This window comes from Thalassobaculum litoreum DSM 18839 (genome assembly GCF_900102465.1).
Taxonomy (GTDB): Bacteria; Pseudomonadota; Alphaproteobacteria; order Thalassobaculales; family Thalassobaculaceae; genus Thalassobaculum; species Thalassobaculum litoreum.
Window position 1 is genome coordinate 109,855 of sequence record NZ_FNBW01000018.1, and the last position, 10,823, is coordinate 120,677.

Sequence of the window (10,823 nt, forward strand, 5' to 3'; positions counted from 1 at the left end):
CCCGGCACCCGGCATCCGCCGGGACCGGGCACACAGACCGGCAGCTTAGACCGCCGTCTCTTCCGCCTTCTGGGCGATGCGCGTGGTGATGGAACCGCCGGCCTTCTCGACCGCCGCGACGGCAGCCTTGGAAGCGGCAGCGACACTGACCTCGACCTTGGAGGTCAGCTCACCCTTGGCGAGGAGCCGCACACCGTCCTTGGCGTTGTCGGCGAGGCCGGCCGCCTTCAGCGCCGCCTCGTCGATCACCTTGGAGGCGTCGATCTTGCCGGCGTCGATCGCGGCCTGCATGCGGCCCACATTCACGGCGTCGAAACGCTTGGTGAAGTTGTGGTTGTTGAAGCCGCGCTTCGGCAGGCGCCGATAGATCGGCATCTGGCCGCCTTCGAAGCCGTTGATGGCAACACCGCTGCGCGCCTTCTGACCCTTGTGGCCCATGCCGCTGGTCTTGCCGGTGCCCGACCCGGTACCGCGGCCGATGCGCTTGCGCGCCTTGGTCGCGCCGTCGTTGTCTTTCAGCTCGTTCAATCGCATCGTTCAGTCCTCGTCTGCGCATCCGGGGCGGCCGCGATCGGGGAGTGAACCCCGGGCCGCGCGACCGGTTGATTACGCCTGGTCGACGACCTCGACCAGGTGCTTAACCTTGTGGATCATGCCACGCACGGCCGGCGTATCCTCGAGCGTGCGCTCGCGGTTCAGCTTGCCGAGGCCGAGGCCCGTCAGCGTCGCGATCTGATCCTTCTTCCGGCCCAGACCGCTGCGGACCTGACGCACGGTGACAGTCGCATTCTTCGCCATCATCAGTCTCCCGATTACTCAGCGCTGGCGGCTTCCGCCGCGTCGCCCTGGCTGTCGCGACCGAAGATCTCAGCCACCTTCTTGCCGCGCTTGGCAGCGATCGACCGCGGCGCATGCACGTTGCGCAGGGCCTCGAAGGTCGCCTTGATCATGTTGTGCGGGTTCGAGGTGCCGATCGACTTCGCCACCACGTCCTGCACACCGAGCGCCTCGAAGATGGCGCGCATCGGACCGCCGGCGATGATACCGGTACCGGCCGGAGCCGCCCGCAGGGTCACGCGACCCGCGCCGAAACGACCACTGATGTCGTGGTGCAGGGTCCGGCCCTCGCGCAGCGGCACCCGGATCATCGAGCGCTTGGCCTGCTCGGTGGCCTTGCGGATCGCTTCCGGAACCTCGCGCGCCTTGCCGGCACCATGACCAACGCGACCGCGCTGGTCGCCGACGATCACGATCGCCGCGAAGCCGAACCGGCGGCCGCCCTTGACCACCTTGGCCACGCGGTTGATGCCGACCAGCTTCTCGATCAGATCGCTGTCTTCGCGATCGCGACCCTGGTTGCGGTCCTGCCTGTCCTGACGTGCCATGTCTTGGCCCCTCTTAGAACTTCAGGCCGGCTTCGCGCGCCGCATCAGCAAGCGCCTTCACCCGACCGTGATAGATATAGCCGCCGCGGTCGAACACCACGTCGCTGAGCCCCTTCTCGATGGCGCGCGACGCCACAAGCTTGCCGACCGCCTCGGCGGCCGCCTTGTCGGCACCGGTCTTCAGCCCGCTCTTCAGTTCCTTGTCGAGCGACGAGGCTGACGCAAGCGTGACACCACCGACATCGTCGATGACCTGGGCGTAGATATGCTTGGACGACCGGAACACCGACAACCGCGGGCGACCGGCCGCCTTGCGCCGAAGCTGCGCACGGCTGCGCATCTGGCGGCGCTTGAACAGATCCTTGGACGAAAGCATCGCCGAACTCCTACTTCTTCTTACCTTCCTTACGAAGGATAATCTCGTTCGCGTACTTGACGCCCTTGCCCTTAAACGGCTCCGGCGGGCGGAAGGCGCGGATCTCGGCAGCAAGCTGACCGACCCGTTGCTTGTCCGAACCGCTGATGGTGATCGCCGTCGGGCGCTCGCAGTTCATCGTGATCCCCTCGGGGATCGGGAAGCGAACCGGATGGCTGAAGCCGAGGGCCAGCACCAGGTCCTTACCTTCGATCGCGGCACGGTAACCGACGCCGTTGATCTCCAGGTTGACCGTGAAGCCCGTCGACACGCCGGTGACGATGTTATTCACCAGCGCGCGGGTGGTGCCCCACATGGCGCGCGACTTCTTGGACTCGCGCTTCGGCGTGACCTTGATGACGTTATCTTGATGGACGACGTCAACCTCCGCCGAGATCGGGGCGGACAGCTCACCGAGCTTGCCCTTCGCCTTGATCTCGTCGTTGGCGATCTCGATCGTCACACCGTCCGGAACGGCGACCGGATATTTACCGACACGTGACATCATCGCCTCCGATCAGAATACCTGACACAGGACTTCGCCGCCGACATTGGCCGCACGGGCCTCGTTGTCGGACATGACGCCGCGCGGGGTCGACAGGATCGCAATCCCGAGACCGTTATAGACGCGCGGAAGGTCCTTGATCTTGGAGTAGACCCGACGACCCGGCGTGGAGACCCGCTTGATCTCCTTGATGACCGGCTCGCCTTCGGAATACTTCAACTCGATCTTGATTTCCGCCACACCGGCGCGGACGTCATCCTGCGAGAAACCGCGGATATAACCCTCGCGCTGCAGCACCTCGAGCACATTCGCCCGCAGACGCGACGCCGGGCTAGATACGACCGACTTGCGTGCGCTCTGACCGTTGCGGATGCGGGTCAGCATATCCCCGAGAGGATCGCTCATCGACATTTGCCGACCTCCCTCTTACCAGCTCGACTTGACCAGGCCCGGAATCTGGCCCGTAGAGCCGAGATCCCGCAGCGCGATCCGCGAAAGCTTGAACTTGCGATAGACGCCGCGCGGGCGCCCGGTGAGTTCGCAACGGTTGCGAATGCGTTCCTTCGCTCCGTTCTTCGGAAGCTGCTGCATCTTGAGCTGCGCAGCGAAACGTTCCTCGATCGGCAGCGACCGGTCCATCGCAGTCGCCTTCAGGCGCGCGCGCTTGGCGGCCTGCTGGCTCTGCAGCTTGCGACGGGCGTTGTTCTTCTCAACAGCGCTCTTCTTAGCCATGTCGTCCTCCGACCTCGATCAATTGACGAACGGAAACTGGAAGCGCTTGAGCAGTTCGCGCGCTTCGTCGTCCGTCTTCGCCGTGGTCACCACGATGATGTCCATGCCCCGGATGTTGTCGACCTTGTCGTAGTCAATTTCCGGAAACACGATCTGCTCCTTGATGCCCATGGAGTAGTTGCCACGGCCGTCAAAGCTCTTCGGGTTCAGCCCACGGAAGTCACGCACCCGCGGGAGCGCGATGTTCACCAGGCGATCCAGGAACTCGTACATCCGCTCGCGGCGCAGGGTCACCTTCACGCCGATCGGCATGCCCTCGCGCAGCTTGAAGCCGGCGATCGACTTCTTGGCGCGGGTCACGACCGGCTTCTGGCCGGTGATCCGGGTCATCTCGTCGAGAGCCGACTGGATCTTCTTGCTGTCGCCAACCGCTTCACCGACGCCCATGTTCAGGACGACCTTGGTGAGCTCCGGAACCTCGTGCACGTTCGAGTAGCCGAACGAGGACTGCAGATCCGGGCGGATCGACTTGGTATATTCTTCGTACAAACGAGCCATCTTGCCTTACCTCGCCGCCGAGTCAGCGTCGATCACGTCGCCGGAGCGCTTCGCGACACGGACCTTCTTGCCGTCGCGCTCCTCGAAACGAACGCGGGTCGCTTCGCCGGACTTCGGATCCACGTGCATCACGTTGGACAGATCCAGAGCCGCCTCGCGCTCGACGATCCCGCCCTGAGTGGTCTGGCTCGGACGCGTGTGGCGCTTGATCATGTTCACGCCCTGGACAACCACACGGTTCTCCGAGGGGATCACGCGCAGAACTTCGCCCTGCTTGCCCTTGTCGCGGCCGGTGGTGACGATCACCCGGTCGCCCTTCTTAACGCGCGCGGCCATCACAACACCTCCGGAGCGAGCGAAATGATCTTCATGAACCTCTTCGCACGCAGTTCGCGGGTCACCGGGCCGAAGATACGCGTTCCGATCGGCTCGCCCTGCTTGTTGATCAGCACGGCGGCGTTGGTGTCGAACCGGATCGCGGTCCCGTCCTGGCGGCGGATTTCCTTGGCCGTGCGAACGATGACGGCGCGATGCACGTCACCCTTCTTCACGCGGCCCCGCGGAATAGCCTCCTTCACGGACACCACGATGACATCGCCGACCGAAGCGACCTTGCGCTTCGAGCCACCGAGCACCTTGATGCACTGCACCCGTCGAGCGCCGGAATTGTCCGCGACGTCGAGGTTCGTCTGCATCTGAATCATGACCTGTCCTCCTAGGTCCGGGTCACGCGCCGGCCGCGACGTCGTCGTAGACGACCGCGAACCGCTTGTTTTTCGAAACCGGCGCGCACTCGATGATGCGCACCGTGTCGCCCTGCTTGAACCGGTTCTCAGGATCGTGTGCCGAGAACCGCTTCGAGCGGGTGATGAACTTCTTGTAGAGCGGATGCATGACCCGCCGCTGGACGTTCACGACCACCGTCTTGTCGCCCTTGTCGCTGACGACGGTGCCCTGAAGAACACGCCTCGGCATTGCTTTCTCCTAACCCCTTGACCGGTGCTTACGCCGAAGCCCCGGCGCGGGCCTTCTCGCCCATGATCGTCTTAACCTTCGCGATCTCGCGCCGAACCTGGCGCATCCGATCGGAGTTCTCGAGCTGCCCGTTCGCCCGCTGGAAGCGCAGATTGAACGCCTCCTTGCGCAGCTGCAGCAGCTGGTCCTTCAACTGGTCCGGCGACTTCGTCCGGAGATCCTCGGCAATCTTGTTTGCCATCTTTAACTCCTCCGACTCACTCGCCCAGACGGGTCACGAACCGGGTGTCGACCGGAAGCTTCATGGCGGCGAGGCGGAACGCCTCCTCGGCCAGATCCTTCGGAACACCATCCAGCTCGAACATGATACGGCCCGGCTTCACGCGGCAGACCCAGAACTCCGGAGAGCCCTTACCCTTACCCATGCGAACCTCGGCCGGCTTGCTCGACACCGGCACATCCGGGAAAATCCGGATCCACACGCGGCCGGCGCGGCGGATGTGACGGGTGATCGCACGACGGGCGGCCTCGATCTGACGGGCGGTCACACGCGCGGGCGTGGTCGCCTTCAGACCGTAGGCGCCGAAGTTCAGCGCCGTCCCACCCTTGGCCAGGCCATGGATGCGGCCCTTATGGGCCTTACGGAACTTTGTGCGCTTCGGGGACAGCATCTGTCTTCTCCTCTCAGCGGACGGTTAGCGACGATCGCCGCCGGAACCCGGCTGCTGCTCGGCCAGGCGCTTATCCTGCGCCATCGGGTCATGTGCCAGGACTTCGCCCTTGAACACCCAGACTTTCACGCCGCAGGTGCCGTAGGTGGTGAAGCCGGTGGCCTCGCCGTAATCGATGTCGGCACGCAGCGTATGCAGCGGCACGCGGCCCTCGCGGTACCACTCGGTGCGCGCGATTTCCGCACCACCGAGACGGCCGCCGCAGTTGATCCGAATGCCGAGCGCGCCCAGGCGCATGGCAGACTGAACGGCCCGCTTCATCGCCCGGCGGAACGCAACGCGGCGCTCCAGCTGCTGGGCGATGTTCTCGGCCACGAGCTGGGCGTCGATCTCCGGCTTGCGGATCTCGACGATGTTCAGCGCGACGTCCGTGTTGGTCATCTTCGAGAGGTCCTGACGGAGCTTCTCGATATCCGTGCCCTTCTTGCCGATCACCACGCCCGGACGCGCCGAGTAGATGGTGATGCGCGCACGCTTGGCCGGACGCTCGATGACGATGCGGCTCACACCGGCCTGACGCAGACGCTTGGTCAGATACTGGCGCAGCTTGATGTCCTGGTGCAGCAGATCGGCATAGCCCTTGCCCGCGAACCAGCGCGAGTCCCAAGTGCGGTTGATGCCGAGCCGCAGCCCGATCGGATTGACCTTATTACCCATCAGTCCTGCTCCTCGCGCTCACGCACGACCACGGTGATGTGGGCGAACGGCTTCTCGATCCGACCGACCCGACCCCGGGCGCGCGGACGGAAGCGCTTCATCGTGATGCTCTTGCCAACAAAGGCCTCCTTGACGAAGAGCCGGTCGACATCGAGCTGGTGGTTGTTCTCGGCGTTCGCGATCGCCGACTCCAGCAGCTTCTTCACGTCGCGCGCGATCCGCCGCTTCGAGAAGGCCAGAGTGGCCAGCGCCTTGTCGGCCCGCTGACCGCGGATCATCTGGGCGACGAGATTCAGCTTCTGCGGGCTGACGCGCAGATTGCGCAGCACAGCCTTCGCTTCGGTATCGTCAAGTCGCCGTTCGGCAGCCTGCTTGCCCATTGCCTGCTCCTCTCAGCCTCAGCGGCGCGACTTCTTGTCGGCCATGTGGCCGTAATAGGTACGCGTCGGCGAAAACTCGCCAAACTTGTGCCCAACCATGTTCTCACTGACGAGAACCGGAACGAATTTATGGCCGTTGTACACGTTGAAGGTCAGGCCGACGAATTGCGGCATGATCGTCGAACGGCGCGACCAGGTCTTAATGATCTCATTGCGACCAGACGCGCGCGACTTTTCGGCCTTCTTCATCAGGTAGCCGTCGACGAACGGTCCCTTCCAAACGGATCGAGCCACCGAACTTCTCCTTACTTCCGGCGCCGGCGAACGATGAGCTTATCGGTCGCCTTGTTGTTGCGCGTCTTCTTGCCCTTGGTCGGCTTGCCCCACGGGGTAACCGGATGACGGCCGCCCGAGGTCCGGCCTTCACCACCGCCATGCGGGTGATCGACCGGGTTCATGGCGACGCCACGAACCGCCGGACGCTTACCCAGCCAGCGATTGCGGCCGGCCTTGCCGATATTGATGTTCTGCTGGTCCGGATTGGACACAGCACCGACGGTCGCCATGCACTCGGACCGCACCATGCGCACTTCGCCGGAGGCCAGGCGCAGCAGGGCGTAGCCGGCGTCACGGCCGACGATCTGAACGTAGGTGCCGGCGGAGCGGGCCAGCTGGCCACCCTTCTCCGGCTTCATCTCGACGTTGTGCACGATCGTGCCGACCGGAATGCTGCGCAGCGGCATGGCATTGCCCGGCTTCACGTCGACCTTATCGCCGGCGACGACCTTGTCGCCGACGCCGAGGCGCTGCGGCGCAAGGATGTAGGCCTGATCGCCGTCCTCATAGGTGATGAGGGCGATGAACGCGGTCCGGTTCGGATCGTACTCGAGACGCTCCACCGTGCCGACCACGTCGAACTTGCGACGCTTGAAGTCGACGATGCGGTAGGTCCGCTTGTGACCGCCGCCCCGCCGGCGCGTGGTGATGCGCCCGGTATTGTTGCGGCCGGCCTTCTTCGTCAGGCCTTCGGTGAGCTTCTTGACCGGCTTGCCGGACCACAGCTCCGTGCGGTCGACGATGACCAGCTGGCGCTGCGACGGGGTCGTCGGATTAAAGGACTTCAAAGCCATGGGTTCACACCCCCGCCATCAGGTCGATCGTCTGGCCCTCGGCGAGCGTGACGACGGCCTTCTTGTAGTCGGAACGACGGCCCGGACGGCCCCGGAACCGCTTGGTCTTGCCTTTGACCAGAAGCGTGTTCACCGCGGTCACCTTCACGTCGAACAGGCGCTCGATGGCCTGCTTGATCTCCGGCTTCGCCGCGTTGACCGGAACCTCGAAGGTCACCTGGCCGAACTCGGACCCACGGGTCGACTTCTCAGTCACGATCGGACGGCGGATCAGTTCGTAGGCCCGCTCGTCGCTGACCTTGCCCGCCTTCGGCTTGTAAGGACGGATGCTCATTTCAGGCGCGCCTCCAGCTGCTCAACCGCACCCTTGGTCAGGACCAGAGTGTCGCGGCGGAGAATGTCGTAGACGTTGGCGCCCTGCTGCGGCAGCAGATCCACCAGAGGAATATTGCGGGCCGCGCGGGCGAAGTTCTCGTTCACCGCGTCGCCGTCGATCACCAGGACCGACGACCAGCCGAGCTTCTTGAACTTCTCGGCCAGCGCCTTGGTCTTCGGCTCGGCGGCGGCCGCCTCGTCGATGATGATCAGCTGACCGGCCTTCGCCTTGGCCGACAGCGCGGTCTTCAGACCGAGCTTGCGGAACTTCTTGGTCAGGTCGTGGGCGTGGTCGCGCACGACCGGGCCATGAACGGTCTGACCGCCGCGGTACTGAGTCGCCCGAAGCGAGCCGGCACGCGCACGGCCGGTACCCTTCTGACGGAACGGCTTCTTCGTGGTCCCGGAGATCTCGGAGATCGTCTTGACCTTGTGGTTGCCGCCGCGGCGCTTGGCAAGCTGCCAGTTCACCATGCGGGCCAGGATGTCCTGGCGCGGGTCGAGACCGAAGATCGCATCGTCGAGATCGATCTCGCCGGTCTTCTCCGCGTCGAGGTTGGTGACGTCAATCTTCATGACCTCAGTCCTTCTTCTCGGCGTCGTCGGCCGGCGCGTCCGGAACGGCGCCGCCCTCGGCGACGGTCGGATCGGCGGCGTCGCCCATGGCCTCGGAGGCCTGCTCGAACAGGGCGGCACCCGCCTCTTCCTCGCTCACGGCCTCGTCGGCGACGGCTTCCTTCAGCGCGGCCGGATACGGCGCGCCGTCCGGCAAGCCACCCTTCACGGCGTCGCGAACGAGCACCCAGCCGCCCTCGGAACCCGGCACGGAGCCGCGCACGAGGATGAGGCCACGCGCCGGATCGGTCGCAACGACGGTCAGGTTCTGGGTGGTGACGCGCTCGTCGCCCATGTGACCCGCCATCTTCTTGCCTTTGAAGACGCGGCCCGGATCCTGGTTGTTACCGGTGGAACCGTGCGAGCGGTGCGACAGCGACACGCCGTGCGAGGCCCGCAGACCACCGAAATTGTGCCGCTTCATGACACCGGCGAAGCCCTTACCGATGGACGTTCCCGTCACATCGACCTTCTGGCCGGCAATGAAGTGGTCGGCCGACAGCTCCGCGCCGACCTCGATCAGCGCGTCGTCGGCCACACGGAACTCGACGACCTTGCGCTTCGGCTCGACCTTCGCCTTGGCGAAGTGACCGCGCATCGGCTGCGTGGTGCGCTTCACCTTGCGCAGTCCGGCCCCGAGCTGCACCGCGGTGTAGCCGTCCTTCTCCTGGGTCCGCTGAGCGACAACCTGGCAGCTGTCGACCTTCAGCACGGTGACCGGAACGTGCGCACCTTCTTCGGTGAACACGCGGGTCATCCCGACCTTCTGAGCGATCAATCCTGAACGCATCGTTCCCGTCCCCTCAGAGCTTGATCTCGACGTCGACACCGGAGGCCAGGTCGAGCTTCATCAGCGCGTCCACGGTCTGCGGGGTCGGGTCAACGATGTCGAGAACCCGCTTATGGGTGCGAATCTCGAACTGTTCCCGGCTCTTCTTGTCAACGTGCGGACCACGCAGAACGGTGAACCGTTCGATACGCGTCGGCAGCGGAATGGGACCCCGCACACGCGCACCGGTGCGCTTGGCGGTGTTCACGATTTCACCGGTCGACTGGTCGAGGACCCGGTGATCGAACGCCTTCAGGCGGATGCGGATGTTTTGACTGTCCATCTTTCCGCTACTCTCAACCTCGTTGGCCAACCGGCCGTTATCACCGCGCGCTCACCGGCAAGCCGGGCATCGCGCAGAAAAAAATGCGGATGCGCACTGAAACTGCGCTTCCGCCTTCGGCCTTTTGGGGATTGGTGTCTTAAAAACGTGAGACTGCGTCTGACCCGTTCCGAGCGGTTCGGGTCACAGCCAGTCCCCAAAGGTGGGCGGAACCTATTGATGGGGGGGGCGGTCGTCAAGTGCGAATTTCAGTTTTGTTGCCGATGCACCGTTTGCCCGGAAACCCGCAAGAACCTTACGTCTGAGGGCCTCGCGCGGCACCGTTTCGGCATGGCGCCGACACGTCGGCGAAAGGGATGCACCATGTAGTGCCGCTGTCGGTCGCGCGCACCTTATATAGGGTAACAATTGCCGCCGGGACATCTTCTTCGGATTCCCTGCCGTATCCCATGCCCCGCCCTGTCCTATGCGGCCCGGCGACGTCCAAGGGACGGATGAGCAGCCAGTCGCGCCCACGTTGCCATAGCGGTGGTCTGGAGGGTCGCCAGGGCGCCGGCGGCGGCTCTCATGCAGGCACCCGGTTCCCCGCCGCCCTGGCCCGCCCGAGGGCCCGTGCCGGGCCGGACACGGGGGTGCGCGATTCTCCGCCCGCGTGCCCATCAAGTCGGTACCGCTCACGGCAGCACCCCGGTTCCAAAACGCAAACGGGGGCGCCGAAGCGCCCCCGCTGGTATCCCCACCTGACGGTGCAGGATTACTCGATGACCTTGGACACGACGCCGGCGCCGACGGTGCGGCCGCCTTCGCGGATGGCGAAGCGCAGGCCGTCATCCATGGCGATCGGCGCGATCAGCTCGACATCCATCGCGATGTTGTCGCCCGGCATCACCATCTCCGTGCCTTCCGGCAGCGTCACCGTCCCGGTCACGTCCGTCGTGCGGAAGTAGAACTGCGGACGGTAGTTGGTGAAGAACGGCGTGTGACGGCCACCCTCTTCCTTCGTCAGGATATACGCCTCGGCCTTGAACTTCGTGTGCGGCGTGATCGAGCCCGGCTTCGCCAGAACCTGACCGCGCTCCACGTCCTCGCGCTTCGTGCCGCGCAGCAGAACGCCCACGTTGTCGCCAGCCTCGCCCTGGTCCAGCAGCTTGCGGAACATCTCGACGCCCGTGCAGGTCGTCTTCACCGTGTCCTTGATGCCGACGATCTCGATTTCCTCGCCCACCTTCACGATGCCGCGCTCGATACGGCCG

General features: G+C 64.7%; 22 protein-coding genes. All 22 read right to left on the minus strand.

The features are described 5' to 3' along the window. Nucleotides 1-45: 45 nt before the first annotated feature. Entirely contained in the window at nt 46-534 is a 489-nt protein-coding gene (rplO, locus tag BLS34_RS22575) for a 50S ribosomal protein L15 (protein WP_093154091.1), read from the minus strand. A gap of 72 nt (nt 535-606) precedes the next feature. After that, on the minus strand, nt 607-798 hold the full coding sequence (rpmD, locus tag BLS34_RS22580) for a 50S ribosomal protein L30 (protein ID WP_028795240.1): 192 nt from the start codon (nt 796-798) through the stop codon (nt 607-609). Nucleotides 799-812: 14 nt separating this feature from the next. Further along, nucleotides 813-1,385, minus strand: a complete 573-nt coding sequence (gene rpsE / locus BLS34_RS22585; RefSeq protein WP_028795241.1) for a 30S ribosomal protein S5 — start codon at nt 1,383-1,385, stop codon at nt 813-815. 13 nt (nt 1,386-1,398) lie between these two features. Continuing rightward, a complete protein-coding gene (gene rplR, locus BLS34_RS22590) occupies nt 1,399-1,761 on the minus strand; it encodes a 50S ribosomal protein L18 (protein ID WP_028795242.1) in 363 nt (120 codons plus the stop codon). Between the two features lie 10 nt (nt 1,762-1,771). Beyond that, nucleotides 1,772-2,305 (minus strand): 50S ribosomal protein L6, encoded by a 534-nt coding sequence (gene rplF, locus BLS34_RS22595; protein ID WP_028795243.1) that lies wholly within the window; start codon nt 2,303-2,305, stop codon nt 1,772-1,774. A 12-nt stretch (nt 2,306-2,317) separates the two neighbouring features. Further along, nucleotides 2,318-2,716 (minus strand): 30S ribosomal protein S8, encoded by a 399-nt coding sequence (rpsH, locus tag BLS34_RS22600; RefSeq protein ID WP_028795244.1) that lies wholly within the window; start codon nt 2,714-2,716, stop codon nt 2,318-2,320. 15 nt (nt 2,717-2,731) lie between these two features. Beyond that, a complete protein-coding gene (gene rpsN / locus BLS34_RS22605) occupies nt 2,732-3,037 on the minus strand; it encodes a 30S ribosomal protein S14 (RefSeq protein ID WP_028795245.1) in 306 nt (101 codons plus the stop codon). A gap of 18 nt (nt 3,038-3,055) precedes the next feature. Beyond that, nucleotides 3,056-3,595: a 50S ribosomal protein L5 gene (gene rplE, locus BLS34_RS22610; protein ID WP_028795246.1), complete on the minus strand. Its 540-nt coding sequence runs from the start codon at nt 3,593-3,595 to the stop codon at nt 3,056-3,058. 6 nt (nt 3,596-3,601) lie between these two features. Beyond that, complete coding sequence (rplX, locus tag BLS34_RS22615) at nt 3,602-3,934, minus strand: 50S ribosomal protein L24 (RefSeq protein WP_038015146.1); 333 nt, start codon at nt 3,932-3,934, stop codon at nt 3,602-3,604. Continuing rightward, nucleotides 3,931-4,299, minus strand: a complete 369-nt coding sequence (rplN, locus tag BLS34_RS22620; RefSeq protein WP_028795248.1) for a 50S ribosomal protein L14 — start codon at nt 4,297-4,299, stop codon at nt 3,931-3,933. The genes rplX and rplN overlap by 4 nt, the downstream gene beginning before the upstream one ends. 22 nt (nt 4,300-4,321) lie before the next feature. Beyond that, a complete protein-coding gene (gene rpsQ / locus BLS34_RS22625) occupies nt 4,322-4,570 on the minus strand; it encodes a 30S ribosomal protein S17 (protein ID WP_028795249.1) in 249 nt (82 codons plus the stop codon). Between the two features lie 28 nt (nt 4,571-4,598). Further along, nucleotides 4,599-4,811: a 50S ribosomal protein L29 gene (gene rpmC, locus BLS34_RS22630; RefSeq protein WP_028795250.1), complete on the minus strand. Its 213-nt coding sequence runs from the start codon at nt 4,809-4,811 to the stop codon at nt 4,599-4,601. 16 nt (nt 4,812-4,827) lie between these two features. Further along, nucleotides 4,828-5,241, minus strand: coding sequence for a 50S ribosomal protein L16 (gene rplP, locus BLS34_RS22635; protein WP_028795251.1), 414 nt, complete (start codon nt 5,239-5,241; stop codon nt 4,828-4,830). A gap of 24 nt (nt 5,242-5,265) precedes the next feature. After that, the gene (gene rpsC, locus BLS34_RS22640; RefSeq protein WP_028795252.1) at nt 5,266-5,958 is read right to left on the minus strand and encodes a 30S ribosomal protein S3; all 693 of its coding nucleotides are present in this window, start codon (nt 5,956-5,958) and stop codon (nt 5,266-5,268) included. After that, nucleotides 5,958-6,338, minus strand: coding sequence for a 50S ribosomal protein L22 (gene rplV / locus BLS34_RS22645; protein ID WP_038015147.1), 381 nt, complete (start codon nt 6,336-6,338; stop codon nt 5,958-5,960). Before rplV ends, rpsC begins: the two co-directional genes overlap by 1 nt. An 18-nt stretch (nt 6,339-6,356) precedes the next feature. Further along, on the minus strand, nt 6,357-6,632 hold the full coding sequence (gene rpsS, locus BLS34_RS22650; protein WP_028795254.1) for a 30S ribosomal protein S19: 276 nt from the start codon (nt 6,630-6,632) through the stop codon (nt 6,357-6,359). An 11-nt stretch (nt 6,633-6,643) separates the two neighbouring features. Continuing rightward, on the minus strand, nt 6,644-7,468 hold the full coding sequence (gene rplB / locus BLS34_RS22655; protein ID WP_028795255.1) for a 50S ribosomal protein L2: 825 nt from the start codon (nt 7,466-7,468) through the stop codon (nt 6,644-6,646). 4 nt (nt 7,469-7,472) lie between these two features. Next, nucleotides 7,473-7,802: a 50S ribosomal protein L23 gene (locus BLS34_RS22660; protein WP_051244947.1), complete on the minus strand. Its 330-nt coding sequence runs from the start codon at nt 7,800-7,802 to the stop codon at nt 7,473-7,475. Beyond that, nucleotides 7,799-8,419, minus strand: coding sequence for a 50S ribosomal protein L4 (rplD, locus tag BLS34_RS22665; RefSeq protein WP_028795257.1), 621 nt, complete (start codon nt 8,417-8,419; stop codon nt 7,799-7,801). The genes BLS34_RS22660 and rplD overlap by 4 nt, the downstream gene beginning before the upstream one ends. 4 nt (nt 8,420-8,423) lie before the next feature. Further along, entirely contained in the window at nt 8,424-9,248 is an 825-nt protein-coding gene (gene rplC / locus BLS34_RS22670) for a 50S ribosomal protein L3 (protein ID WP_028795258.1), read from the minus strand. Between the two features lie 13 nt (nt 9,249-9,261). Further along, nucleotides 9,262-9,570, minus strand: coding sequence for a 30S ribosomal protein S10 (rpsJ, locus tag BLS34_RS22675; RefSeq protein ID WP_028795259.1), 309 nt, complete (start codon nt 9,568-9,570; stop codon nt 9,262-9,264). A 754-nt stretch (nt 9,571-10,324) separates the two neighbouring features. Further along, on the minus strand, nt 10,325-10,823 hold a 499-nt coding region (locus BLS34_RS22680; protein WP_245702135.1), incomplete at its 5' end, for an EF-Tu C-terminal domain-related protein.

Bases quoted from the DNA above. Each gene is read 5' to 3' on its own strand.
- rpsN (WP_028795245.1), bottom strand. From the start codon at position 3,037: ATGGCTAAGAAGAGCGCTGTTGAGAAGAACAACGCCCGTCGCAAGCTG.
- BLS34_RS22660 (WP_051244947.1), bottom strand. From the start codon at position 7,802: ATGAGCATCCGTCCTTACAAGCCGAAGGCGGGCAAGGTCAGCGACGAG.
- rplF (WP_028795243.1), bottom strand. From the start codon at position 2,305: ATGTCACGTGTCGGTAAATATCCGGTCGCCGTTCCGGACGGTGTGACG.
- rpsJ (WP_028795259.1), bottom strand. From the start codon at position 9,570: ATGGACAGTCAAAACATCCGCATCCGCCTGAAGGCGTTCGATCACCGG.
- rpsE (WP_028795241.1), bottom strand. From the start codon at position 1,385: ATGGCACGTCAGGACAGGCAGGACCGCAACCAGGGTCGCGATCGCGAA.
- rplE (WP_028795246.1), bottom strand. From the start codon at position 3,595: ATGGCTCGTTTGTACGAAGAATATACCAAGTCGATCCGCCCGGATCTG.
- rplB (WP_028795255.1), bottom strand. From the start codon at position 7,468: ATGGCTTTGAAGTCCTTTAATCCGACGACCCCGTCGCAGCGCCAGCTG.
- rpsQ (WP_028795249.1), bottom strand. From the start codon at position 4,570: ATGCCGAGGCGTGTTCTTCAGGGCACCGTCGTCAGCGACAAGGGCGAC.
- rplD (WP_028795257.1), bottom strand. From the start codon at position 8,419: ATGAAGATTGACGTCACCAACCTCGACGCGGAGAAGACCGGCGAGATC.
- rplN (WP_028795248.1), bottom strand. From the start codon at position 4,299: ATGATTCAGATGCAGACGAACCTCGACGTCGCGGACAATTCCGGCGCT.
- rplP (WP_028795251.1), bottom strand. From the start codon at position 5,241: ATGCTGTCCCCGAAGCGCACAAAGTTCCGTAAGGCCCATAAGGGCCGC.
- rplV (WP_038015147.1), bottom strand. From the start codon at position 6,338: ATGGGCAAGCAGGCTGCCGAACGGCGACTTGACGATACCGAAGCGAAG.
- rpsC (WP_028795252.1), bottom strand. From the start codon at position 5,958: ATGGGTAATAAGGTCAATCCGATCGGGCTGCGGCTCGGCATCAACCGC.
- rplC (WP_028795258.1), bottom strand. From the start codon at position 9,248: ATGCGTTCAGGATTGATCGCTCAGAAGGTCGGGATGACCCGCGTGTTC.
- rplR (WP_028795242.1), bottom strand. From the start codon at position 1,761: ATGCTTTCGTCCAAGGATCTGTTCAAGCGCCGCCAGATGCGCAGCCGT.
- rpsH (WP_028795244.1), bottom strand. From the start codon at position 2,716: ATGTCGATGAGCGATCCTCTCGGGGATATGCTGACCCGCATCCGCAAC.
- rpmD (WP_028795240.1), bottom strand. From the start codon at position 798: ATGGCGAAGAATGCGACTGTCACCGTGCGTCAGGTCCGCAGCGGTCTG.
- rplO (WP_093154091.1), bottom strand. From the start codon at position 534: ATGCGATTGAACGAGCTGAAAGACAACGACGGCGCGACCAAGGCGCGC.
- rpmC (WP_028795250.1), bottom strand. From the start codon at position 4,811: ATGGCAAACAAGATTGCCGAGGATCTCCGGACGAAGTCGCCGGACCAG.